This window comes from Ferruginibacter sp. SUN106 (assembly GCF_050611765.1).
In the GTDB taxonomy this organism is placed as follows: domain Bacteria; phylum Bacteroidota; class Bacteroidia; order Chitinophagales; family Chitinophagaceae; genus Ferruginibacter.
The window spans coordinates 1-24,660 of sequence record NZ_JBODJC010000005.1 but is presented as its reverse complement, the minus strand read 5'-3'; the positions used below and the strand labels follow the sequence as shown (position 1 = coordinate 24,660).

Sequence of the window (24,660 nt, the reverse complement as noted above, 5' to 3'; positions counted from 1 at the left end):
TTTGTTTACATTTGTGTTACTCAAACAACGATATGCAGTTCGATAAAAAAAACCTCTCCGATACAGAACTTCTTAAGTTTTATAAAGCATTGCTTTTGCCCAGGATGATAGAAGAAAAAATGCTGGTATTATTACGCCAGGGAAAAATAAGCAAATGGTTCAGTGGTATCGGGCAGGAAGCTATTTCCGTTGGTGTAACACAGGCTTTGCAACAGGATGAATGGATAATGCCCTTGCATAGAAACCTCGGTGTTTTTACAGGCCGCAATATGCCGTTGAGTAAATTGTTTATGCAATGGCAGGGCAATAAAGATGGCTATAGCAAAGGCCGGGAAAGAAGTTTTCATTTCGGAAGCAAACAACATCATATCTGTGGCATGATTTCTCACCTTGGTCCGCAATTAGCTATTGCAGATGGGGTGGCATTGGCACATAAATTAAAGAATGAAGACAAGGTATCCCTGGCATTCAGTGGCGATGGAGGTACCAGCGAAGGAGATTTTCACGAAGCATTAAATACCGCTGCAGTTTGGGATCTACCCGTAATTTTTGTCATTGAAAATAATGGCTACGGTTTAAGTACCCCGGTAAATGAACAATACCGTTGTTTTAGTTTGGTAGATAAAGCCAAAGGCTATGGTATGGAAGGTATACGCATCGATGGCAATAATTTATTAGAAGTGTATGATACCATTAAAGGCGTAAGAGATTATTGCATCAGTAATCAAAAACCATATTTGATTGAGTGCATGACCTTTCGCATGCGTGGACACGAAGAAGCCAGCGGTGTTAAGTATGTACCACCCGAATTATTTGACCTGTGGGCAAAGAAAGACCCGGTGAAAAATTTTGAACAATTTCTTATTGATGAAAATATTTTAGCTGCCGAAACGATTGAAACCATTAAAAATGAAACCAGACTTCATATTGAAAACGAATTGGAAATAGCGTACAATGCAAAGCCAATGGTGGTGGATACGGAAGAAGAACTGAAAGATGTATATGCATCGTCAATGGTGAGTCGTGAATCGTCAGTAAAGCAGTATACTTATGGTGTTTCATCTCACGACTCACGACTCACCACTCACGACAAACGTTTTGTTGACGGCATTAAAGAAGGCCTCTATCAATCTATGCAAAAACATTCCAACCTTATTTTAATGGGCCAGGATATTGCGGAATACGGCGGTGCTTTTAAAATAACAGAAGGCTTTGTACATGAATTTGGAAAAGAAAGAGTACGTAATACACCATTATGTGAAAGCGCTATTGTGGGCGCAGCATTGGGTTTAAGTTTAGAAGGTTATAAGAGTATGATGGAAATGCAGTTTGCCGATTTTGTTACTGTGGGCTTTAACCAGATCATCAACAACCTTGCAAAAATTCATTACCGTTGGGGGCAAAATGCAGATGTGGTAATCCGTATGCCTACCGGCGGTGGCGTAGGTGCAGGGCCCTTTCATAGTCAAAGTAATGAAGCATGGTTTGTACATACCCCGGGATTAAAAGTGGTGTATCCATCAACACCAATGGATGCAAAAGGATTATTGATCGCAGCCATTAACGACCCCAACCCGGTTTTATATTTTGAACACAAGGCTTTATACAGAAGTGTAAGCGGCAATGTGCCGGAGGAATATTACGAAGTGGAAATTGGTAAGGCAAGAACGGTACAACATGGCGATGATATCACGATCATCACGTACGGCGCCGGTGTGCATTGGGCAATGGATTATGCTGGCAAGCATCCCGGCATCAGTATAGAAATCTTAGACCTGCGAACATTATTGCCACTGGATTATGATGCCATTGAGGAAGCAGTTGCAGCAACAGGTAAAGTTTTGATATTGCATGAAGACAGCTTAACCGGAGGTATTGGTGGCGAAATAGCAGCATGGGTTGCAGAGAATTGTTTTCAATATTTAGATGCGCCGGTAATGCGTTGCGCAAGTTTAGACACACCTATTCCGTTTAATTTAGAACTGGAGAAAAATTTTATGGCTTATTCAAGACTGGGAGAATGTGTAGATAAACTATTGAACTATTAGCAGCCAGAATAAATACCCATTGCGGGGTACTAAAATTGTTATTCTTTTGATCTTATTTTACTTTGAATAAACCACAACGTTACATGAAAAGACCATTGTTCTTATTCCTGCTTTTAATTACTATCAGTAAAATTAATGCCCAAAACCTAAAACCCTTTGAGGCCAACAATGGTTTGTATGGTTATAAAGATGACAAAGGAAAAATTATTATTCCTGCACAATATATTACCGCTACTTATTTTTTTACAGGTGTAGATAAAGCCTGGGTATACAACGGTACAAAGTTTGCCCTCATCGATAAGAAAAACAAACTGGTAATTCCTTTTAAATACAGCTATGTAAATTTTTTCCAGGAAGGGCTGGCGGTGGTTGCCACCAACACAAAATTTATGGAAGCCGGCGGCAACTATGGTTTTGTAGATAAGAATGGAAAAGAAGTTATCCCGCTGGTATATGAGGCTGCGGAAGAATTTAAAGATGGTAAAGCCAAAGTAAAAAAAGCAGGTAAAGAATTTTACATCGATAAAACAGGTAAAGCAATTCAATAAACACCAGCAGCTTCAGTTTCTCTTCAAAATTCATTTCGTACTTTACGTCAAATTTTCCCGTTGAAAATATTGATCATAGAAGATGAAAAGGCATTAAGTGAAAGTATCAGCACTTATCTTAAAGCGCAGGACTATATCTGCGAAACCGCTTTTGATTTTAATACAGCCATAGAAAAGACAGAATTATTTGAATACGATTGTATCCTGCTGGATATAACATTGCCGGGCGGCAGTGGCTTAAACATTTTAAAAGCTTTACGGCAAAACAATAAAGCAGATGGTGTGCTGATCATTTCTGCAAAAAATTCTATCGATGATAAAGTGGAAGGACTTGTGTCAGGTGCTGATGATTATTTATCTAAACCATTTCACCTTTCAGAATTAAGTGCAAGAATTGCTGCCATCATACGCCGCAAAAAATTTGGCGGTAGCAATGTGATGCTGTTCAACGATATCAGCATTGATACCCAGGCAAAAACAGCTGCTGTAAATAAAACTAATCTCGATCTTACCAAAAAAGAATTTGAACTGTTATTATATTTTGTAAGCAACAAACGGCGTGTTATTTCAAAGAACGCCATTGCCGAACATTTATGGGGAGATGAAATGGAAGGCAACCTGGATTTTATTTACACTCACATTAAAAACCTGCGCCGGAAATTAATAGAAGCCGGAAGTGCTGATTATATAAAATCAGTGTATGGAATGGGTTATAAATTTACCGACGCATGAAATTACTGGCCAGGTATAACAGGGTAAATATTGCAGCCACCATTCTGGTGTTGCTGGTGGGAGGTTTATGCTATTATTTTATTTTAAGGTTTGTGTTAATTCACCAACTGGATAAAGACCTTAAAATAGAAGAACAGGAGGTAAAAGATTATGTGCAACACAATAGCAGCCTGCCCAACGCCGCCAATTATAAAGACCAAAAAGTAGTGTTTGAACCAGCAGGGTCTGGCAATATCAAAAGAAAAATATACAGTGTAAATCTTTATGACACAACCGAGGATGAACAGATACAAGGCCGCCGTTTAATTTTTATAATAGAAAATGCAGGAAAAAACTATAAAGTATCCATTACTAAATCGCAACAGGAAACAGAAGACCTTATACAGCTGATCGTACTGCTTACATTAGCTATTGTGGTATTGCTTTTAGTTGTACTCTTTATTATCAATCGTTTTGTATTGAATAAATTATGGCTGCCTTTTAATAATACCTTACAACAGCTGAAGCAATTTAACCTGAGTAATAAATCGGCGATAAAACTGGAAGACAGCAATATCAATGAGTTTAAAGAATTGAACAGTGCGGTAACCACAATGAGCAACAGTGTGATAAAAGATTATGATGCCTTAAAAAGTTTTACAGAAAATGCATCACACGAAATTCAAACGCCACTTGCTGTTATCAATTCCAAATTAGAATTATTGATGCAGGCGGAAAATTTTTCTGAAATACAAATGCAATACATTCAGCATATCCAGGAAGAAATAAGCCGGCTTTCAAAATTAAATCAATCATTATTACTGCTTACTAAAATTGACAACCAGCAATTTAAAGACACAGAGCATGTTGATATAGCTAACATTGTTGCCAAACACCTGAATAATTATGAAGAATTAATAGCCGCAAAAGAAATTACACTTACACAAAATATTGATGCAGCTTGTATTGTATCAATGAACAAAATAATGGCTGAGATACTGGTCTCTAATTTAATCACTAATGCCATTAAACATAATATTAAAAATGGCGCTATTACTATTACATCAGAAATGAACCGGTTAACAGTCAGCAATACCGGTACCGAACTTAAGAGTAACCCTGATGAACTGTTTGAACGGTTTAGAAAAGATAAAGTGAATTCAGAATCATTGGGACTGGGATTATCGATTGTAAAAAAGATATGCGAACAGTATAATTATAAAGCGGTTTATGAGTACGCAAACGGGCTGCATACAATTGCTATTGAATTTTAAAGCCTTCCTGAAAGCTATTTACAATTAGTTAACATGCAACTTCAAATTCACTACAGAATCTCTTTTTAGGTTTGCACTCTCTTTCACACTTAAAACTGTAAAAAATGAAAAAGCTTACGATCATGATGGTGTTGGCTGTAACCACCTGCACAGTAACTAATGCGCAAAAGCTTGATGCAGCAAAAGTACCGGCAGCCGTTAAAGCGGCTTTTGCAAAACAATATCCAGGTATAACTTGTAAATGGGAAAAAGAAGATGGGCAATATGAAGCAAGTTTTAAACAGGATGGCCATTCAGTTTCCGCTACCTATGAAGCTACCGGCAGTTTTACAGAAAGTGAAACGGATATTAAAGTGGCTGAACTGCCCGCTAATATTCTGGCTTATGTAAAAGCACATTACAAAGGCAAAACGATTAAAGAAGGTGCAAAGATCACCAAAGCAGACGGCACAATAAATTACGAAGCGGAGGTAAATGGTAAAGACGTGATCTTTGATGCAAAAGGGAATTTTTTAAAAGAAATGAAGGATTAAAATTGAAATACCGGGATGCTGCCAAAGTCATCCTTTTTTATTTTTACTTTTCTAAATAAATACAATGAAGAAACTAACGCTTATTTTTTCAGCAATGATAATTGCAATAACTGCAATTAATGCACAACAAGGATTACATGTTCTCAATACACTCCATATTGCCAGCCCTGGCGGATGGGATTATTTAGAAGTAGGCCCGGTTAACGATTGGTTATATGTAAGCCATGGTACACAGGTAAATATATTGAATAAAAAAACCGGCGACTCTGTTGGTGTAATTGAAAACACTACCGGTGTTCACGGTATTGCTTTTGATGTGGCCGGTAAAAAAGGATTTACCAGCAATGGCAGGTTAAACACAGTTACTGTATTTGACATGAATACGAATAAAGTGCTGGCACAAATTGCTGCCGGGCAAAATCCCGATGCAATTATCTACGAACCCTTCTCTAAAAAAATAATTACCTGCAATGGCCGGGGTAAAAATTTAAGTATCATAGATCCTGTTTTAAATAAAACAATTGATAGTGTGGATGTTGGTGGCAAGCCCGAAACACCTGTAAGTGATGGTATGGGAAAACTGTTTGTGAATATTGAGGATAAAAATGAGATTGTGGTAATTGATACTAAAACGTTTAAAGTATTGAATCACTGGAGTATTGCACCTGGCGACGGCCCAACAGGTTTGGCTTTTGATAAAACCACCAAAAGATTATTTGCCGGCTGCGAAAAATTATTGATGGTGATTGATGCTACCAATGGAAATATTGTAGATAAAATTACCATTGGCGATGGCTGCGATGGTGTTGCTTTTGATGCGGCAACAAAAAATATTTATACTGCTAATGGTGCAGATGGAACCATGAGTGTGATACATGAAGAAAGTGCATCAAAATTTGTGCTGGTAGAAAATGTAGTCACTAAAAAAAGTGCCAGGACAATTACTTTAGATAATCAATCTCATTTGATTTATTTACCTGCTGCAGAGCTGGAACCAATGGAACCGGGCCAGAAAGGAAGACCTAAAATGAAAGCAGGTACATTCCAGGTTTTAGTAGTTGGAAAATAATAGTAATCAGTATTACCCTAAAGAAAAGAGTTTTAAAATTTAAAGCATGAAGATCAGTATTATATTAACCGCAGCATTATTATTTATCGGCTGCAATGTTTTTGCTCAACATAATTTCAGTTGCTTTGTAAAAGATGCAGAAAGCAAAGACATATTACAAGGCGTTTCTGCTAAAATTGAAAACAGTGCAAAAGCAATTGCATCTGATAATAATGGAAGAATAACATTTGCTAATCTTGCCACAGGCAAAATAAAAATTACTTTTTCTTTTGTGGGCTACGAAAATCAAACAGTAAGTTTTCAGATTCCCGGTGGAGATACAGTGCAGATAATTTACTTACAAAAAGCAGAAAAAAAAGAAGAAGAAGTAATAGTAAGTTCATCACGTACCAACAGCCGTATTGAAGACCTGCCCACTAAAGTAGAAGTTTTAGGAAGCGAAGAAGTAGGCGAAGAGAATGGTATTAAGCCGGGAAATATTGCCAGTTTATTGGGCGATGTTGCTGGCATCCAGATACAGCAAACATCTGCCACCACTGGTAATGCAGATGCAAGAATACAAGGCTTACCTGGAAAATATTCTCAAATTTTAAGAGACGGTTTACCATTGTTTGGCGGCTACAGCGGCAGCTTCAGCATTTTGCAAATTCCACCACTCGACCTGAAGCAAATTGAAATAGTAAAAGGCTCAAGCTCTACTTTGTATGGCGGTGGAGCTATTGCAGGCATGTTGAATTTAATTTCCAAATCACCCAAACTCAACAGTCCCGAGAGAAGTATCACCATCAATCAATCTACTTTAAAAGAAAGTAATCTTAATTTATTTTTAAGTAACCGGAATAAAAAAGCAGGGTACACTTTATTTGCAGGTGGTACTTACCAGCGTGCAGTAGATGTAAATAAAGATAGCTACAGCGATGTGCCCGATCTGAAAACTGTTTTCTTTCATCCAAGATTATTTTTCTATCCCAATCAAAAACAAACGGTGATTGTAGGGTATAACCTTACTTATGAAGACAGGAACGGCGGCGATATGCAGGTATTGCATCAAACAAAAGATAACAATCATCAATTCTTTATTCAGAATAAATCGTTGAGAAATACTATTGATGCAGAAATTGAAACTAAACTAAATGCCAGCGACAGGCTTACCTTAAAAGGCACTACCAGTTTTTTCAATCGTGATATTACTACCAATGTATTTGGTATGAAGGCAAAACAACTCTCTTATTTTAGTGAGCTCACTTATTTTAAAAAACTTACTAAACACAATATTGTTGGTGGCATCAATTTCAGTGGCGAAAATTTCAGGAAGAAGAATCCTGATTCTACAAGGTTTGATAATTACAATTACATTACCGCTGGTATCTTTATACAGGACGACTGGAAGATCACTGAGAAATTTATTGCCGAGGCTGGCTTGCGTTTAGACAATCATAATGTGTATGGCAATTTTGTTTTGCCAAGATTATCTTTATTGTATAAAATAAGTACTCATTTCACCACTCGTTTAGGCGGAGGCTACGGCTATAAAATTCCTTCGCAGTTTGCAAGTGATATTGATGAAAGAGATTACCCCAATTTCTATCCCGGCACTAATGTAAAAGCAGAAAAATCAACCGGCGCCAATTGGGATATTAATTATAAAACGGTGGCTAACGGCTGGCACCTCACTGTTAACCAGATGTTTTATGTAACTGAAATAAAAGACCCGCTGGTGGAATTTACTATTCCCAATGGCGTCATTTCTTTTTCCAGCGCAAGTAAGCCGCTCAACACAAAAGGTTTTGAAACTTATGTAGCTGCCACACATGATGCATTGGAAATTTATTTTGGTTACACATACACCAATGCCAAACAATTGTATGATGCGGCACACCCTAACGTAAGCCTTAGTGCAAGAAATAAATTTGCCACTGTAATTGCATACGAGTTTTCATCACACTTCAGAGCAGGTGTGGAAGCTTCTTATACCGGTAAACAATATTTAGATAACGGCAACACCACACCTGGTTATTTGTTTGGCGCTGCAATGATGCGTTACGATATAAAAAATGTAGCACTGGTATTAAACTGCGAAAACCTTTTTGATTACAGGCAAACTAAAAAAGAAAGTATTATATCTTCCGGTGCACCTGCCAATCCTGTATTCAAACAAATATGGGCACCTATTGATGGAAGAGTGGTAAATTTATCTGCCCGGATAAATTTTTGATCATCTCAATAAACAGTAACTTATGTGGTGGATCTATGCTTTGCTATCTGCGTTATTTGCATCACTTACTGCCATCTTTGCAAAAATTGGCATCACCGGTGTTAATTCAAATTTAGCAACAGCTATCCGCACTATTATAATTTTAATGGTGGCATGGGGTATTGTGTTGGCAAGAGGGGAGGCAAAAGGCCTGGGCAGTTTATCTAAACAAAATATCATCTTCTTAATTATCTCGGGCATTGCTACCGGCTTATCATGGATATTTTATTTTAAAGCCCTTCAGATTGGAAAAGTATCACAGGTGGCACCGGTAGATAAACTGAGTGTGGCATTAACCGTGATATTATCTATTGTATTTTTAGGAGAAGCACTTACCTGGAAAGCGGCTATCGGTGCATTGCTTATTATTGCAGGCACTGTGGTGATGATCATATAACAGCACCGCATAGCATAACTATTTTTCCTGTACATTCCCCGATCTTTATACCCTATTGCATTATTGCAACCCGTTGCTTATCTTGTTCCTGTTTCCATTTTCACTTTTAACTTCCAGCAGTCCTGCTTAATTATTTTACCCGCTAATTATTGAGAAACTGGTATGTGTGGCACAACAGCAACAGCACGTTGATGCATGTTTACGGCTAACTCAACAACCAACAATATGAATGCAGAAACTAACCCAACACCGCTGGCGGCACCTGTTGCACAGCAAGACAGGATTATTATTATCGATTCGCTACGGGGCATTGCCCTGTTGGGTATCCTGATGATGAACATTCCTTACTTCGGTTTGCCCGAGCCTGCTTTTGACAACCTTACACTCAATAATGAATTGGGTACCCTCAATCAGAAAGTCTGGTATTTTATCAACTTCTTTTTAGAAGGTAGCCAGAGAGCGATCTTCTCTATGTTATTTGGTGCAGGCATCATTCTTTTTGTAACAAGGTTAGAAAAAAGAGTGCAGGGATTGATGCCTGCGGAATATTTTATCCGCCGCCAGTTATGGTTATTATTTTTTGGATTGGTGAATGCATTTGTATTATTATGGCCGGGTGATATTTTATTTCAGTACGCCATCTGCGGTATTATTGTTTTTGTTTTTCGCCGCACACCTGTAAAAGGATTACTGATTGCAGCCGGTATTTGTTTATTACTGATGACGGTGAGAGAGAACCGTGACCTGTATAAACAAAAAGGCGTAATTGCCAAAGGGGAGGCCATTGCAAAACTGGATACTACCAAAACAAAGTTAACAGATGTGCAAAAGGAAGATCTGGGTGCAATGACGGGTATGAAAGAAAGATCGGATACGGCTGGATTGAGAAAAGAAATGCGCAAAAACCTGCGCCAGTTAACAGGTACTTATGCAGAAACCTACAACAACTTAAGCAATGCCAGTACCAATGCAGAATTTTATTATACCTATTATGGCCTTTGGGATGTGTTGTTGTTTATGTTTATTGGCATGGCATTTTTTAAGAACGGCGTATTAACAGGTAATGCTTCTGTAAAGGTATACTGGGCGCTTTTTATAATTGGGCTCGGTGGTGGTTTACTTATTTCTTATTTAAGGTTGCAACCCTTGTTTCAATATAAGTTTAACTTTTTTGAAATGACAAAGCATAAGGCATTTGATTTTTACGAAATATCAAGAACACTTCGCTCGCTGGGTATTTTTGGATTAATCATGTTATTGTACAAATCCGGATTATTTAAATGGCTGTTTGCATTAATGCGCCCTGTGGGGCAAATGGCTTTTACCAATTACCTGATGCAATCATTCATGTGCAGCCTTTTCTTTTTAGGCATAGGTTTTGGCATGATGGGCAAACTGCAACGCTACGAAATTTATTATGTGGTGGCAGTTGTGTGGGTGATTGAAATTATATGGAGTCATATCTGGTTACATTTTTTCCGCTTTGGCCCATTGGAATGGTGCTGGAGAAGTTTAACGTATTGGAAAAGGCAACCACTAAAAAAATAAAAACTGTTTAATTAACCTGCTATTATCAATATTAATGTCTAAACAACAATATTAACATTAGTGGAAAAGTTTTTCTCAAATAACTCCAATTTATAAATTGAGAAAAAAGGTATTTTAATACTTTCGTGTAGAATTATATCTACTAACAATAGAATTTCTTCTACATGCTGAAACAAACCCTAAAAATTGCCCTGGCAATATTATGTGCCTGTATGTCTATCCAGGCAAATGCACAAAGCTGCACATTCGCTAACCAAACAGTGTCCGCAGCCAATACAGTTTTAAATACTTATTATCCGGGCAATGCAAGTATAACTGCGGGTGCTACCTCTATCACTCTTGGTGCAGCCACAGGTGCGGCAACAACAATAGCTGCGGGTGATATGGTATTGATCATGCAGATGCAGGAAGCCACACAAAACTCCACCAATACAACTTCTTATGGTGATGGTGTGGCTGGTGCACCAGCTTCAGGCTACCTGGTATCAACCGCAGGAACATATGAATTTGCAATAGCAATAAGTGCTGTTCCGCTGGCTGGCGGAACATTGAATTTATTAACGGGTACCACCAATGCTTATAACAATGCTGCCGCTACTGCCACGCAGGGAAAAATAGTGTACCAGGTGATAAGGGTGCCAAGGTATAATAACCTTACTATTAATGCTGCTACCAGTATAACGGCCACTAAATGGAATGGCACAACAGGGGGTATTGTTGCACTGGATGTAAACGGAACGCTCAATATGAATACTACAGGTTCCATTAACGCAAATGCTGCCGGCTTCAGAGGCGGTGGTGGCCGCCAGTTAGGTGGCGGTGGCGGAGCAAACACTGATATAAGAACAAATGCCACTGTAAATACCAACGGTGCAAAAGGCGAAGGTATTTGTGGTACACCAAGATATGTATACGATGGTACCGCTTTAGTTAATACTGGCGTAGAAGGATACCCGAACGGCAGTAATAGTAATGGGGCACCCGGTAATGCCGGTGGTGGCGGAGCAGATGCAGACCCTGCTAATAATGATGAAAATACCGGCGGTGGTGGCGGTGCTAATGGCGGAGCAGGTGGCCGCGGCGGACGCTCCTGGAATTCTAATTTAAATGTTGGTGGCTATGGTGGTGTGGCGCCTGCGTTTTTAGCCAGCAGCCGTATAATACTGGGTGGCGGTGGCGGTGCTGGTTCTACTAACGATGGTACCGGCGCACTGGCTGCCGGCTTAAGCTCCAGCGGAGGTACCGGCGGCGGCATTGTTTTACTTAAAGTAAATACCATTACCAATGCCGGAACAATAAGCGCAAATGGTTCTAATGGTGGTTCGGTAGATAATGATGGCGGTGGTGGTGGCGGAGCCGGCGGTACAGTTTATGTTACTGCTACGGTTACCGCATCACTGGCAACATTAACCATAAATACTATTGGTGGTAATGGCGGCAATGCATGGCCAACAATAGCTGATGCAGGTGCTGCTAACGATGGTAACCCCGAGCATGGTCCCGGTGGTGGTGGCGCCGGCGGTATGATCTATACCAATGGGGCAATAGTGGCAGGCAGTTCGGTAGCAGGCGGCTCTAATGGTATCACTACTACTTCAAACCTTGCCTTTGGCGCAACCGGCGGAACCGGCGGCGTAAAGACTGCAGCAGCAGCGGCGATAACTTTACCGGCATTAACCACACCGGTTGCAGGATCAAATACACCGGTATGTGCAGGAAATAACCTTAACCTGACCGGAACACCAACTATTGCTACGGCTACCTATGCATGGACCGGGCCGAACACTTTCAGCAGTGCTTCACAAAACCCAACTATTACTGCAGCCACAACAGCTGCCACAGGAACTTATAACCTGAATTATACTTTGGGTGCTTGCGTAACTGCAACAGTTACCACACCCGTTACAGTAACGGCAGCACCAACAACTGCTAATGCCGGCCCCGATCAGGGTATAAGCTACGGTGCAGGTATCTCAAATATGGCAGGCAATACTGCTGTAGTGGGAACAGGCTTATGGTCGCAGGTAAGCGGCCCTGTTACTGCTAATATTCTTGCACCATCATCCCGCAGTACTACAATAACTGGTATGACAACAAGTGGTGTTTATGTTTTTCAATGGACAATAACCAATGGTACCTGTGTAAGCAGCGACCAGATGGTTGTAAATGCCACCACATTAGTACCGGTAAAATGGCTGATGGTGCAGGCGCAATTGAACAGCCAGAAACTGGCGACTATAACCTGGAGGGTGCAGGAACAAAGCATTACCGCTTACGAAGTGCAGCGCTCTGCAGACGGACTGCATTTTATTACTACGGGTACAGTTAGCAGTAACGGAGATGGTGAAAACAGTTATAGTTTTACTGAGAGCAGTGTGTTAAGCGGCTTGCGTTATTACCGTATTAAACAAACCGATAAAGATGGTCGTATAAGCTACAGCGATATGCTGAAACTGAAAGATAATACTGCTCCCGGTTCGCTGTCAGTTTACCCCAACCCTACCAGCGGGCAAACCAGCCTTAGCCTGAGTGTAAGCAAACAGGTAGCTGTACAATACCAGGTAACGGATGCCAGTGGAAAAGTGGTACTACAAGGGAATAAGCAATTTAATGCCGGTACTACCATTATGCCTTTATTGCTGGATAAATTTGCAGCGGGGATATACTATGTGCAGGTAAAAGCAGATGCCTTTGTACTTAACGAAAAGATAATAAAACTATAAGAACCCATTAATAAAAACAAGAGCCCGACGTTTATACGTCGGGCTCTTGTTTTAAGGAAGCAGTAATTAAAAGCTGTATTGGTAATACTTGACATAATGTAAAAAAGCAAAGACTCTGATGAAGTCTTTATAGCGTGTCCACAAAGTCCCCATAAGTTCACTACGGCTTCACTACCGGGTAACCCTGGCTTTGGCCCGGTATTTACCCTTGAAATGTCATTATTTAACTGGTGCCACTGCAGGCATATCTGTGTTCCAGATATCACGATGCATTTTCCACTTACCGTTTTCTTCTTTCCATACCACAATAAATTTTCCCTTATCAAAAGACACACCCTTATCACCCAGCACTTCATAACTGCCGGTTTCCACCACCGCATCTTTGCCACCCATTACTTCGGCAGTGGTAAGCTTAAGGTTACGGATACCCATTTTATAACCACCTGTAAAAAAACCATTCACAGCCTGCGGGCCGCACATCTTAGGCATATTGCTGGGATTAATACAGGCATCACTGGTGTAATGACTAACAAAAGCAACAGAGTCGCCGGTAGCAAAGCAGGCACCATAAGTGGCATTGCTTGCTGCAATGGCCGCTTTGGCAGAGTCTAAACTAAAGGTATCTGCTACTGCTGGTTTAGCAGCTTCATTGGTGCAGGAAAACAGCATAGCACAAGCCGCCAGTACCGGCAAAAAGATTTTTTTCATTTTTTTGTTTTTAGTGTGCAGTAAATGTACCGTTATTAAAATGAGAAAAGGATGTGGGCAGAGGGTATTTTAATAGTAATATTATTAAATACCCAACATTAAAAAAATTTAATGGGGCAAACATTATTTTTTTATTATGTTGCAATAGTGGCGTACAATTTGTTCCATGAAGCAGCAGCATGAAACGTATTAAAAACAGTCTTTTTTATCTTATTGTTATTGGCGGTTTTTCGGTGCTCATATACTGGGGGCTGTTGCAGGGTATTGCCTTGCAGCAGGGCAGAAATATTACTGTGGCAAAAACCACCAGCAACAAGTGGCATGACTTTATTGACGGATTGATCCAAAATTTAAGCCACCCGCTGGCTTTATTGCTGGCGCAGATCATCACCATTATACTGGTAGCCCGTTTGTTTGGATGGATCTGTAAAAAAATTGGCCAGCCCTCGGTGATAGGTGAAATAGTTGCTGGTATTGTACTGGGGCCATCATTAGCAGGTTTATATTTTCCGGCATTCAGTGCATTTTTATTTCCTGCACAATCACTCGGTAATTTACAATTTCTCAGCCAGATCGGTTTGATACTATTTATGTTTGTGGTAGGCATGGAGCTGGATTTAAAAGTACTTAAAAACAAAGCCCATGAAGCTGTAGTGATCAGCCATGCCAGCATTATCTTTCCCTTTGCATTGGGCATTGGCCTGGCTTATTTTATCTATCCTCATTTTGCACCGCAGGGCATCAACTTTGCGTCCTTTGCTTTGTTTACCGGCATATCATTAAGCATTACCGCTTTTCCGGTACTGGCACGTATCATACAGGAAAGAGGCATACACAAAACAAGGCTGGGTACCATTGTAATAACCTGTGCAGCAGCAGATGATATAACGGCATGGTGTATACTGGCCACAGTAATTGCCATAGTAAAAGCCGGCTCTTTTGTAAGTGCGTTATATACAATTGCATTAGCAGGTGCCTATGTAATGTTAATGATATATATAGTACGGCCCTTTTTAAAACGGGTGGGCGACCTGTATGTATCCAAAGAGCATTTAAGCAAAGGTGTTATTGCACTCATCTTTTTAACCCTTATTATTTCTGCCTATACCACCGAAGTGATTGGCATACATGCCTTGTTTGGTGCATTTATGGCCGGTGCTATTATGCCTACCGATGCAAAGTTCAGGAACATGTTTGTAGAAAAAGTAGAAGATATTGCATTAGTCATGTTGCTGCCCTTGTTCTTTGTATTTACCGGCCTGCGTACACAGATCGGTTTGCTGAATGATGTGTACCTGTGGAAGGTAACCGGCCTTATTATACTGGCAGCCGTAACCGGAAAATTTATTGGCAGTGCCGTGGCTGCAAAAGTGGTGGGGCAAAGCTGGAAGAACAGCCTGGTCATTGGTGCACTCATGAATACCCGGGGGCTGATGGAACTGGTGGTGTTAAATATCGGGTACGACCTGGGCGTATTAAAACCCGAACTGTTTGCCATGATGGTGATCATGGCGCTGGTAACTACTTTTATGACGGGCCCTGCACTCGACCTTATCGGCTGGTTCTTCAGCAGTAAAGTGGCCGCCCAAAAAAAGATAAAAGCAGCCGGGCAATACAATATTTTAATTTCGTTTAACAATGCTGAGCGTGGGCGTGCTTTATTAAGAGTGGCCCAAAGCTTTATAAAAAAAACCAGGGGTAATGCCAGCGTTACTGCCATGCACCTGGCCCGTACAAACGAGTTGCACCTGTATAATATCGACGACTACAAAAAAGAAAGCTTTACCCCGATAATAGAAGAAAGCAAAAAAATTGGCCAACCCATAAGGCCATTATTCAGGGCAGCCACCGATGTGGATACCGAAATAGTAGATGTAGCCAATGAAGGCCATTACGATTTGTTGCTGATGGGTGTGGCCCGGTCTATTTATGAAGGTAGCTTACTGGGACGCATACTCGGGTTTACGGCAAAGATCATCAACCCCGAAAGATTGCTGGACCAGGTGACTGGTAAAGAAAACCTTTTTGAAGAAGCCCCTTTTGATGAACGCACCAGGGTGATACTCTCTAAAACTAAAATACCGGTAGGCGTTTTTATTGATAAAGGTTTGCAGCAGATACAGGCTATTTTTATACCGGCCCTATCTGCAACTGATGCCTGGCTGTTGCCTTATGCAGAAAAACTGGTGAGTAATACCGGTGCACGTGTTACCGTATTGGATACTGCCGAAGCATTTAAAAAATTACCCCCGGGCCTTACAACAAATAAAAATTCCGTAAAGTTTACAACCGAAGCCAGTATTATAAAAGACTTTTTAGAACAACAACACCTCATGCTCATCAGTGAAGAAAGCTGGCGCAAACTGGTAGAGCTAAAACTACCATGGCTATCCGAAATACCTTCAGCTTTAATACTGGTGAAGAAGTAGAACACGGCCTTAACAACAAAATTTCTACTACTGATTTTTATTAAATAACTAATGCAACTGCAATCGCAGCGGCATCATCTTATCAATACTCTTATTACTCATATTGATACAAGATGAAAACAGTAAAAAAAAACAATTTATACGGAGAGATAAAAAATATTCTGCAACAGGCAAGAGAAACCGCCTGCCGGGCTGTAAACTTTACCATGGTAATGGCGTACTGGGAAATTGGTAAACGTATTGTAGAAGAAGAACAGCAAGGGAAGAAAAGGGCTGGCTATGGGGAAGCGCTTATAAAAGAGCTTTCCAAAAGGCTTACTGCCGACTTTGGAAAAGGATTTGATGAACGGGAACTTAGAAAAATCAGGCAATTGTATTTATTATTTTCAATTCGGGACCCAGCGAGTCCCGAATTATTAAAAGAACAATTGAAGAAAAGGCAGACAGGAGTTTCATCAGTATTTTCAAAAATATACGCACTGCGTAGAGAATTAAGCTGGACACATTACCGCCTTTTAATGCGAGTAGAAGACCCTGCCGCCCGAACCTGGTACATGAATGAAGCTGCAGACAGCAACTGGAGTACCCGTTCGCTGGAGAGGCAGATCAATACGTTTACCTATCAACGCATCCTTTCTTCTAAAAATAAAAAAGCGGTAAAAAAAGAAGCTGACCAAAAGATAGAAAAATCATCGCCGCTTGATTTTATTAAAGACCCCTATGTGCTGGAATTTTTACACCTGCCTGCCCATAACAATTTTTATGAAAAAGATATTGAAGCTGCCATCATCAGTAAACTGCAGCAGTTTATTTTAGAACTGGGTAAAGGCTTTTCTTTTGTAGCCAGGCAAAAAAGGATAAGTGCAGAAGACGATCATTTTTATGTGGACCTGGTGTTTTATAACTACATTCTTAAATGTTTTGTACTGATAGATTTAAAGCTGGGCAAACTCACCCACCAGGATATTGGCCAGATGGATCTGTATGTCCGTTATTGGGAAGACAATGAAAAAACAGCTACCGATAACCCCACCATTGGTATTATTCTCTGTTCGCAAAAAAATGAAACCATTGTAAAATATTCTGTGCTTAAAGAAAGCCAACAACTCTTTGCTTCTAAATACAAACTGTATTTACCCACCGAAGAAGAATTGAAACATGAAGTAAGGGAAGAGATAATACGATATAACCAGTATCACAGTAAATAAGTAGCTGTACGCTCCTCAACTTCTTTATGCAGGCTGGCTGAAATAAAAAGGCGCTGCGCTGCGCAGGCATAAGAAACCTCCTTCATAGTTAAATCATTTACATTTTTCTCAATGCCTTAACCTGCTTACACATATTTGCAAAGCCTTAACAATAAATAAGCAAGGCAACAATAGCAAGCAAACACTATAATAAATTAACTTTGGTTGCACACCGTCGGCAACTGTTCTGCATTCTATTGATCATTTAACCTGTAAACCTTTATTATGAAATTATTGTGGTGTTTTATAATGGCTTCTGTTTTTATAACCTTGTGCGGCGCAGGCACAGTTCCCCCGATTAAAAAGACAATAAACTGGTATTGAAACAACACTGGGGTGGCACTGAAGTGATAATTGTACCGGAAACAGAAGTCGATTTTTACAGCAAAGAAATACCCTTGTTTACAACAGCTTTTATAAAAGACAGTACCGGCAACTTTAACCAGGTAGTGGTGCGTAAAAGAGATAAATGGAACAAGATAGAAAAGACCTTACCTACCAAAGCAGAGTGGAAAGCTGTAAAAGGAAAATACCAGAGTATGAAAATAGCAAGCCTTACCATTTTTCTTATTGGCTATACCTTTTCGTTTGCCCAAACGATAAGCCCGTATTACAAAGCCTTAAACAGTAAAAAGCACAAATACTTTTATTATTATTTTCACAGGGATAGCGTTTATAATTTGCCTGCCGGCGCCACACATGAATACGTGTACAATGTTTGGGAAGGATCAAAAGATACGGTGCTGGAAAAAGAGATCACCTACAATTTTAATAAACAGGCCATAGTAATAAAGCAATATGGCATCACATCAAAAAACGAATTGATTGAAGAGGATAACTATGAGTACAACAGCAGCGGGCTGCTGCAAAAGCAAACAGAACTAAGCCAGGGCTATTACACGGGCCATACCGATACCGTTATTGTACTTTATAGTTATGATGCTTTTAACCGCTTGTTACGTAAAGAAAAGAAAGAACGTTACAATGACGAAACAGTGGAATATACCTATGTTTCAAATAGTGCTGATAACAGGTTGCAGGAAACCATTCAGTACCGGGGAGGCGAAGGAGAAAGAGACCATTATTTTTACGGACCTGCAGGTAAACTCGATTCTGTGCAACATGCCATTAGAGAAAACTGGTACCAAACAGCGCAATATGAATACGATAGTAGCACCAATACCACCAATATATATTCAGACTACCGTAAATTAAGGGTACTGCAAACCGTGATAAAGTATAACAGCACCGGCGATATTACTTATAAATTCAATAACCGGATGACCAACTGGAATAAAACCAGGTGGTACAATGTGGAAATTTACACAACTTATTATGCCGATGGTGCTGTTAAAGAACAACAGTATTTCATTAAAGGAAAGAAAAGATTTTCTAAAATTCATTTATACAGGTAAGCAGGATATACCAACAAAAAATGGCAAATTCAAAGTAATCCTTCAAACCTGCCACCCCTGCATTTTATTAAACATTGAGTATTGAACATTGCTCATTGAGCATTTCCTCCTCCCTAAAAGATTCCTCCCCAAACGCACCCTGCATTTCATTGAACATTGAGTATTGAGCATTGCTCATTGAGCATTTCCTCCTCCCTAAAAGATTCCTCCCCAAACGCACCCTGCATTTCATTGAACATTGAGTATTGAGCATTGCTCATTGAGCATTTCCTCCTCCCTAAAAGATTCCTCCCCAAACGCACCCTGCATTTCATTGAACATTGAGTATTGAACATTGCTCATTGAACATTTGTATTTCCCTCTGCGCCTCTGCGGGCCAACCCCTCTTATAAATTCATCCCTCCCGAAACCTCAATCCTTTGCCCGTTGATCCACCTGCCCTCTTCACTGCATAAAAATGCCACCACGCCACCAATATCATCGGGTAGGCCTGCACGTCCTAAGGCAGTAAGGCCGGCCACCATTTTATTCATCTCTTCATTATCCCTTACACGGCCGCCGCCAAAATCGGTTTCAATAGCACCAGGTGCCACCACGTTTACGGCAATACTACGGCTGCCCAGTTCCTTCGCCATATAGCGGGTGAGTGTTTCAACAGCCCCCTTCATAGCGCCGTAAGCCGCAAAACCCGGCATGCTGAACCTGGCCAGGCCGCTGGATAAATTAACGATGCGGCCGCCATTATTAATGATGGGTAACGATTGTTGTGTTAAAAAGAAAACCCCTTTAAAATGAATGTTCATCAGTTCGTCAAACACTTCTTCGCTGGTGCCATCAATTAAAGCATGCATGCCAATGCCGGCATTGTTAATAAGAAAATCGAAAGCCGTAGCATTGAAAGTTTGCGCTAAAACATTTTTCAGTTGCGCTATAAACGCAGCAAAGCTTTTAATATCACCGGTGTTTAATTGTAAAGCAGCAGCTTTTTGTCCGCTGGCTTCAATAGCAGCCACTACTTCCAGTGCTGCAGCTTTGTTGCTGTTGTAAGTGATAATTACAGCAATCCCTTTTTTGGCAAGGTGTAAAGCCATGTTCTTTCCCAGGCCACGGCTGCCGCCTGTAACCAGTGCAATTTTGTTATTCGTTGTCATTGTATCTTATTTTAAAAATTAAGACACAAAGTTCCATCACAAACAACCCATGCCGTTTGCACACATCAATCCGTTGTTTGCAAAATTCAAATAATGACAGGGTCAAGACGACTCCAAGCCATCAGACCCTTTTTTATTCCCGCTACAGCTTAAAGCAAAGGTGTCTGACGGTTGTAACCGTCCTGACACCAACACCACAGGGTCCAACAGCTCTAAGCCGTCAAACCCTTTTACCCTTCCCTCAAGGCCTGGCAAAAAAAATCATCTTACCAGGCTGTAACCCTAAAAAAAGAATCCTTCAGCCCAAATACACCACTCACGTCTCACCACTCACGACCTGAACGCCAGCGGCGCCACCGAAGTTTGTTTACGAAAGAAATTAGAAAAATGCGCCAGCTCTTCAAAACCCAGGCTATCACTGATCTCCGAAATATTCCAGTCGGTTTGTTTCAGTAATATTTTAGCCTCCTGTATAACCCTCCCACTGATAAGCTCGGTGGTGGTTTTGCCGGTGGCTTCTTTCAATACTTTGTTGAGGTGGTTAACGTGTACGGCCAGGCGGCCGGCATAATCTTTAGCCGTTCTTAACTGCAACTGCTGCCTGGGCGACTCAATAGGAAATTGCCGTTCCAGCAATTCTATAAACAGGGCCGTTACCCTTGCCGATGCATTGTGCAGCGGCTGTGCCACCGTGGCCGGCTGCAGCTTTTGCCCGTAGTGTATCAGCTCCAGCACATAGTTGCGCAGCAGGTCGTATTTAAAAGCATAATTGCCCGAGAGTTCCCTGTTCATCTTATCAAAAATGATGGTGAGCTCCTGGCTTTCCTGCGCCGTAAGCTGAAACACCGGGTAACCACCCGGCTTAAAAATGGGCAACTCATCCAGCGCCATGCCGGTGATATTGCGGTTTAAAAACTCATCAGTAAAAATGCAGAAATACCCGTCCTGGTACTCATCCAGCGGCACATAATGGTACGGCACTTTGGGGGTGGCAAACAGCAGCGCCTGCTCTTGAATGTCAATCACTTTATCGGCATACTCGGCCTTGTTGCGGCCCTTAATTAAGCTGATCTTGTAAAAAGTGCGCCGGTTATAAGGCATCTGGTTCTTTTCCTTTACCCGTGCAATGGTTTCGGCAATGCTGAACACATTAAAATGCCCGATCTCTTTACTGATGCCTGCGGCGATATGAGGGGCTACCTCTTTGTAAAAGTCTTCCAGAGTGGAGGTTTTCATGATGTTTGAGTTTGCGAAATTCAAAGGTAGGGAAAATATTGCGGGGTGGCCTGGATGTGCAGGTATGGTGCTTTTGCAGTAGTCAGGGATGGTAGGTACTATGAGGATAATTACATCCGAACCTGTGCATAACCGGATTAAAAAAAATAATGCTTATGTAAGTCATAAAAAACTTGCATAAAACCCCATGTTGGCGGCAGTTTTATTTTTGAAAGACCCATTTACTTTTATAAGTTTTGGCTAGTTCTATTCCTTGTTTTGTAAGTGCGCTTTTTAAATTTGAAATGTTGCCTGTAATTAAAGATTTTAGTTGTGAATTTCGTTCTTTATGTGCACCCCAAAGTTCAGACCTATATTTTAGTCTACCATTGAGAAGATGTCCCCCTAAAAGGTGATATGAACAAATTTGTAGAATTGTGAGTCTCGCAAAAGTTTCCCCTAAAGCAATTTTACTATTTTCTATGTCAAAACCTACTTGAAAAGAGTGCGCCATAGCATGATTGTCATTGCAACATAGGCACCAAAATTTATGGAATATCTGTTTTTGACTTGGAATTAGGTACTTTATTGCTTTTTCATAAGTGTCAAATTGTGTTCCATTCAACCATTTGTCGGCTAGCAATAAGTCTTTTTTTACACTGAAATATTTTCCAATTAGAAGATACTCGGTTATACCTCTTATAAGCATATTGCTAGCGCCATAATTACCTTCAAGTAATAATCTATAAGAAGTGTAAATTAAGTTATGTGCTTTGTAAAAAGTTTGCAATACAATTTGTTCATGGCTCTTTAAAACATAGTATGGGTCTTGAACAAATGGAAAGTGATTGTTGAACAGTTCTGTTTGGCTGTCATATAACGATTCAAATTCTTTACCGTTATTTTCAAAAAATGCTGATACAGAATTGACATTGTCTGCGAATTGTTTGCTTAGGTCAATTATTTTTTCTTTCATGATTTGAGCTCTTCAAAAAATTGCTGCCAACGTTCAGTGCTTGCCGCAGGTGTGGGATTAGTATTCCGTCCGCCGGTACCGCTGATGATTAAGTTGTTTTGTTGAAGTTAAGAATTGCTGATCAAGGTTGCTTGTTCTGCCCGAACTCAAATTTGGCTTTGCAAAACCGTCGATTGAACTTCTGTCCAGTCACACTTGCGGCAAACCCCATGTTGTACTTTCACCCTCCTTAAGTTAATGCTATTCACTTTCAATAATCTCCTTTACTTTTTGTTCCAGCATTTTTTGATCAGGAAGATAAAGTTGATACTTAGAAATAAATATTTTGTTAGAAATGCCTCCTGTTGCATATTTTACTAAGAACTCATGTTTGTCCGCCGCAATTATAATTCCGATTGGTTCGTTGTCACCCTCAGTGCTTTCCTCTTCTTTAAAATAGTTTAGATATAGGTTCATCTGTCCAATATCCTGATGCTTTACCTTTCTTGTTTTTAGATCGATAAGTATAAAACATTTTAATATTCTATGGTAAAAAACAAGATCAATAAAATTGTGTTCATTGTCAACGGTAATTTTAAACTGCCTTGCAACGAACGAAAATCCTTTACCTAGCTCAAGTAAAAAACTTTGTAAATTATCAACGAGTCTCTTTTCAAGTCCTCGCTCTTTCATGAGTTTATCTTTGGGTAATTCAAGGAATTCAAAAACATAGGGGTCTTTAATGACATCTCTTGCAGCATTAAGTTCGTGACCTTTTTCTGCTAATGCCCAAACTCCTTTTTTATCCTTACTTAAAGCCAAACGCTGAAACAGAGCTGAATCAATTTGACGTTTCAACTCTCTGAAACTCCAATTTTCTTTGACAATTTGCTTCTCATAAAAACTCCTTGCCAAATCATCAGATATAGTAAGCAATTCAGAATAATGACTCCAGCTTAATTTTCCAGACACTGTCTGGAATTTTGGATACTTTATATAAAATAATCTACATAAATAAATGTTACTTTTGCTAAAGCCCTTGCCATATTTAATCTTCAGATCTTTCGCAAGACTGGTGAGTAAGGCGCTACCATAATCAGCTTTCTCTTTTCCATTTTGTTCAAATTCAACTATGTGTCGGCCGATTTCCCAATTAGCTTTTACCAATTCGATATTAATCGCTCTAATTGCATTCTCTCTTGCCTTTTGAAGTGTAGTACCTATATTCTTAATTAATTCACTATACTTTTTTTTACTGATTTTCATGATGCAAAATTACACAATTTGATCTTGAGAAAAAGCTTGCAACTTACTAAAAGTAGACTCGAAAAATCATGCAAATATGAATGCCGGCAGACTACCGTTTGGGGTGACGTACAACGAGCAGGGCTTTATGCAGGTTGGGAATTATCCCGAATGCTTTCGGGACGTCTGCCGATAACCGCTGCTGATTGAAAAAATAAAGTTGAATTTAAGAACTAATGTTGAAATTTATTCGTCCTGCCCGAACCTCAGCTTGGATTTGCAATTGGCTGATGTTTGCAGGTCATGCCCAACTTGCATAAAACCCAATGTTGATAGCGGTTGTTTTCTGTCACTCATACAACTGTTTTGCCATCAATAGAATATTCCATAATGCAAACAAGTCTTCGCCTTTGTTTGCGTAAAAAATATTCGATTCGTCTTGCTTGTCAATTATTTTAATTGTGTCCCACTCACTTTTCTTTTTCACCGTCTTGATATCAATTGGTTGTCCAATTAAAGTAATGTCAAAAGCAGTAGGCAGAATTCGCTTTATGTCACTGATGCTTAGCGACACAAGTTTTGTATTGTCACAACAAATTACCTGTCGACTACAAACCAATGTCCATTCATTTGTTGGCTTGGTAAAATATAAAACAGGCGTCCCACTATTTGCTTTGTCAATTTGGCTAACCAGATGATTTTTTGTTTCCGAAGAAAGGTCATTAAAGTAAAATGCAAATTCTGTTGGTAAACCGAATTTATCTGCTTTCCATTTCAACCTATTTAATATAAAGTCTTCAGTCTTTTGCATTAAAAGTGTTTGTCAATAAATTCCTTTGAAAATTTGAAGTGTGTACAATTACAATTGCTACCAACGGGCAGGGCTTTATTCAGGTTGGGAATTATCCCGAATGCTTTCGGGACGTCAGCCCGGAATCGCTGCTGATGTTTTTCTTTAGATGAAGTTAAGAACTAAAGCTCGAAATTGAACGTCCAGCCCGGAACCACAGCCCGGCTATGTAAAAATGCTGAAGTTTAATTGTCCGGCCACACTTGGGCAAAACCCTATCCTATGTTTACAATTCAATAAATTTATAGTGCAATAAAAAAATCAATTTCGAAAGAACAAAAGGCGGAATAAGATGGTAAAACCCAATTGGCATAAAGCCATTCTAACATGATTATCCCCG

At 40.0% G+C, this 24,660-nt stretch carries 19 protein-coding genes; 13 read left to right on the top strand and 6 right to left on the bottom strand.

Annotation, left to right across the window (positions count from 1 at the left end; genetic code table 11):
• The first annotated feature begins 32 nt into the window (after nt 1–32).
• The 10 genes from ACQ334_RS19525 (at nt 33) to ACQ334_RS19480 (ending at nt 13,105) form a co-directional block, all read left to right on the top strand.
• Entirely contained in the window at nt 33–2,048 is a 2,016-nt protein-coding gene (locus ACQ334_RS19525; RefSeq protein ID WP_430989946.1) for an alpha-ketoacid dehydrogenase subunit alpha/beta, read from the top strand.
• 83 nt (nt 2,049–2,131) lie between these two features.
• Nucleotides 2,132–2,596: a WG repeat-containing protein gene (locus ACQ334_RS19520; RefSeq protein ID WP_430989945.1), complete on the top strand. Its 465-nt coding sequence runs from the start codon at nt 2,132–2,134 to the stop codon at nt 2,594–2,596.
• 60 nt (nt 2,597–2,656) lie between these two features.
• Entirely contained in the window at nt 2,657–3,328 is a 672-nt protein-coding gene (locus tag ACQ334_RS19515) for a response regulator transcription factor (protein WP_430989944.1), read from the top strand.
• Nucleotides 3,325–4,581 carry a sensor histidine kinase gene (locus ACQ334_RS19510; RefSeq protein ID WP_430989943.1) on the top strand — a complete coding sequence of 419 codons (1,257 nt, stop codon included), beginning with the start codon at nt 3,325–3,327 and terminating at the stop codon, nt 4,579–4,581. Before ACQ334_RS19515 ends, ACQ334_RS19510 begins: the two co-directional genes overlap by 4 nt.
• Nucleotides 4,582–4,685: 104 nt before the next feature.
• Nucleotides 4,686–5,114, top strand: coding sequence for a PepSY-like domain-containing protein (locus ACQ334_RS19505; RefSeq protein WP_430989942.1), 429 nt, complete (start codon nt 4,686–4,688; stop codon nt 5,112–5,114).
• Nucleotides 5,115–5,178: 64 nt separating this feature from the next.
• A complete protein-coding gene (locus tag ACQ334_RS19500) occupies nt 5,179–6,183 on the top strand; it encodes a YncE family protein (RefSeq protein WP_430989941.1) in 1,005 nt (334 codons plus the stop codon).
• Between the two features lie 46 nt (nt 6,184–6,229).
• Entirely contained in the window at nt 6,230–8,398 is a 2,169-nt protein-coding gene (locus ACQ334_RS19495) for a TonB-dependent receptor (RefSeq protein WP_430989940.1), read from the top strand.
• Nucleotides 8,399–8,420: 22 nt separating this feature from the next.
• On the top strand, nt 8,421–8,834 hold the full coding sequence (locus tag ACQ334_RS19490; protein ID WP_430989939.1) for an EamA family transporter: 414 nt from the start codon (nt 8,421–8,423) through the stop codon (nt 8,832–8,834).
• A gap of 225 nt (nt 8,835–9,059) precedes the next feature.
• Entirely contained in the window at nt 9,060–10,382 is a 1,323-nt protein-coding gene (locus tag ACQ334_RS19485; RefSeq protein ID WP_430989938.1) for a DUF418 domain-containing protein, read from the top strand.
• Nucleotides 10,383–10,546: 164 nt separating this feature from the next.
• Nucleotides 10,547–13,105, top strand: coding sequence for a T9SS type A sorting domain-containing protein (locus tag ACQ334_RS19480; RefSeq protein WP_430989937.1), 2,559 nt, complete (start codon nt 10,547–10,549; stop codon nt 13,103–13,105).
• 219 nt (nt 13,106–13,324) lie between these two features.
• Here the strand turns inward: ACQ334_RS19480 and ACQ334_RS19475 are convergent, their stop codons facing one another.
• Nucleotides 13,325–13,813: a YybH family protein gene (locus ACQ334_RS19475; RefSeq protein WP_430989936.1), complete on the bottom strand. Its 489-nt coding sequence runs from the start codon at nt 13,811–13,813 to the stop codon at nt 13,325–13,327.
• Nucleotides 13,814–13,992: 179 nt separating this feature from the next.
• On the opposite strand from ACQ334_RS19475, the gene ACQ334_RS19470 reads away from it, so the two are divergent.
• The 3 genes from ACQ334_RS19470 to ACQ334_RS19460 all read left to right on the top strand — a co-directional run bounded on the left by ACQ334_RS19470 (nt 13,993) and on the right by ACQ334_RS19460 (nt 18,904).
• Entirely contained in the window at nt 13,993–16,242 is a 2,250-nt protein-coding gene (locus ACQ334_RS19470) for a cation:proton antiporter (RefSeq protein WP_430989935.1), read from the top strand.
• A 113-nt stretch (nt 16,243–16,355) separates the two neighbouring features.
• Nucleotides 16,356–17,450, top strand: coding sequence for a PDDEXK nuclease domain-containing protein (locus tag ACQ334_RS19465; protein WP_430989934.1), 1,095 nt, complete (start codon nt 16,356–16,358; stop codon nt 17,448–17,450).
• A 359-nt stretch (nt 17,451–17,809) separates the two neighbouring features.
• The gene (locus ACQ334_RS19460; protein ID WP_430989933.1) at nt 17,810–18,904 is read left to right on the top strand and encodes a hypothetical protein; all 1,095 of its coding nucleotides are present in this window, start codon (nt 17,810–17,812) and stop codon (nt 18,902–18,904) included.
• A 386-nt stretch (nt 18,905–19,290) separates the two neighbouring features.
• Here ACQ334_RS19460 and ACQ334_RS19455 read toward each other — a convergent pair whose 3' ends face one another.
• From ACQ334_RS19455 to ACQ334_RS19435, 5 genes are all read right to left on the bottom strand, one after another.
• On the bottom strand, nt 19,291–20,055 hold the full coding sequence (locus ACQ334_RS19455; RefSeq protein WP_430989932.1) for an SDR family NAD(P)-dependent oxidoreductase: 765 nt from the start codon (nt 20,053–20,055) through the stop codon (nt 19,291–19,293).
• A gap of 330 nt (nt 20,056–20,385) precedes the next feature.
• A complete protein-coding gene (locus tag ACQ334_RS19450; protein ID WP_430989931.1) occupies nt 20,386–21,291 on the bottom strand; it encodes a helix-turn-helix domain-containing protein in 906 nt (301 codons plus the stop codon).
• Between the two features lie 202 nt (nt 21,292–21,493).
• Entirely contained in the window at nt 21,494–22,246 is a 753-nt protein-coding gene (locus ACQ334_RS19445) for a hypothetical protein (protein ID WP_430989930.1), read from the bottom strand.
• 240 nt (nt 22,247–22,486) lie between these two features.
• Nucleotides 22,487–23,491 (bottom strand): PDDEXK nuclease domain-containing protein, encoded by a 1,005-nt coding sequence (locus ACQ334_RS19440; protein ID WP_430989929.1) that lies wholly within the window; start codon nt 23,489–23,491, stop codon nt 22,487–22,489.
• 328 nt (nt 23,492–23,819) lie between these two features.
• On the bottom strand, nt 23,820–24,281 hold the full coding sequence (locus ACQ334_RS19435; RefSeq protein ID WP_430989928.1) for a hypothetical protein: 462 nt from the start codon (nt 24,279–24,281) through the stop codon (nt 23,820–23,822).
• Nucleotides 24,282–24,660 lie beyond the last annotated feature (379 nt).

Bases quoted from the DNA above. Each gene is read 5' to 3' on its own strand.
- ACQ334_RS19465 (WP_430989934.1), top strand. From the start codon at position 16,356: ATGAAAACAGTAAAAAAAAACAATTTATACGGAGAGATAAAAAATATT.
- ACQ334_RS19510 (WP_430989943.1), top strand. From the start codon at position 3,325: ATGAAATTACTGGCCAGGTATAACAGGGTAAATATTGCAGCCACCATT.
- ACQ334_RS19440 (WP_430989929.1), bottom strand. From the start codon at position 23,491: ATGAAAATCAGTAAAAAAAAGTATAGTGAATTAATTAAGAATATAGGT.
- ACQ334_RS19505 (WP_430989942.1), top strand. From the start codon at position 4,686: ATGAAAAAGCTTACGATCATGATGGTGTTGGCTGTAACCACCTGCACA.
- ACQ334_RS19435 (WP_430989928.1), bottom strand. From the start codon at position 24,281: ATGCAAAAGACTGAAGACTTTATATTAAATAGGTTGAAATGGAAAGCA.
- ACQ334_RS19480 (WP_430989937.1), top strand. From the start codon at position 10,547: ATGCTGAAACAAACCCTAAAAATTGCCCTGGCAATATTATGTGCCTGT.
- ACQ334_RS19450 (WP_430989931.1), bottom strand. From the start codon at position 21,291: ATGAAAACCTCCACTCTGGAAGACTTTTACAAAGAGGTAGCCCCTCAT.
- ACQ334_RS19490 (WP_430989939.1), top strand. From the start codon at position 8,421: ATGTGGTGGATCTATGCTTTGCTATCTGCGTTATTTGCATCACTTACT.
- ACQ334_RS19525 (WP_430989946.1), top strand. From the start codon at position 33: ATGCAGTTCGATAAAAAAAACCTCTCCGATACAGAACTTCTTAAGTTT.
- ACQ334_RS19455 (WP_430989932.1), bottom strand. From the start codon at position 20,055: ATGACAACGAATAACAAAATTGCACTGGTTACAGGCGGCAGCCGTGGC.
- ACQ334_RS19500 (WP_430989941.1), top strand. From the start codon at position 5,179: ATGAAGAAACTAACGCTTATTTTTTCAGCAATGATAATTGCAATAACT.
- ACQ334_RS19445 (WP_430989930.1), bottom strand. From the start codon at position 22,246: ATGAAAGAAAAAATAATTGACCTAAGCAAACAATTCGCAGACAATGTC.
- ACQ334_RS19475 (WP_430989936.1), bottom strand. From the start codon at position 13,813: ATGAAAAAAATCTTTTTGCCGGTACTGGCGGCTTGTGCTATGCTGTTT.
- ACQ334_RS19495 (WP_430989940.1), top strand. From the start codon at position 6,230: ATGAAGATCAGTATTATATTAACCGCAGCATTATTATTTATCGGCTGC.
- ACQ334_RS19485 (WP_430989938.1), top strand. From the start codon at position 9,060: ATGAATGCAGAAACTAACCCAACACCGCTGGCGGCACCTGTTGCACAG.
- ACQ334_RS19470 (WP_430989935.1), top strand. From the start codon at position 13,993: ATGAAACGTATTAAAAACAGTCTTTTTTATCTTATTGTTATTGGCGGT.
- ACQ334_RS19520 (WP_430989945.1), top strand. From the start codon at position 2,132: ATGAAAAGACCATTGTTCTTATTCCTGCTTTTAATTACTATCAGTAAA.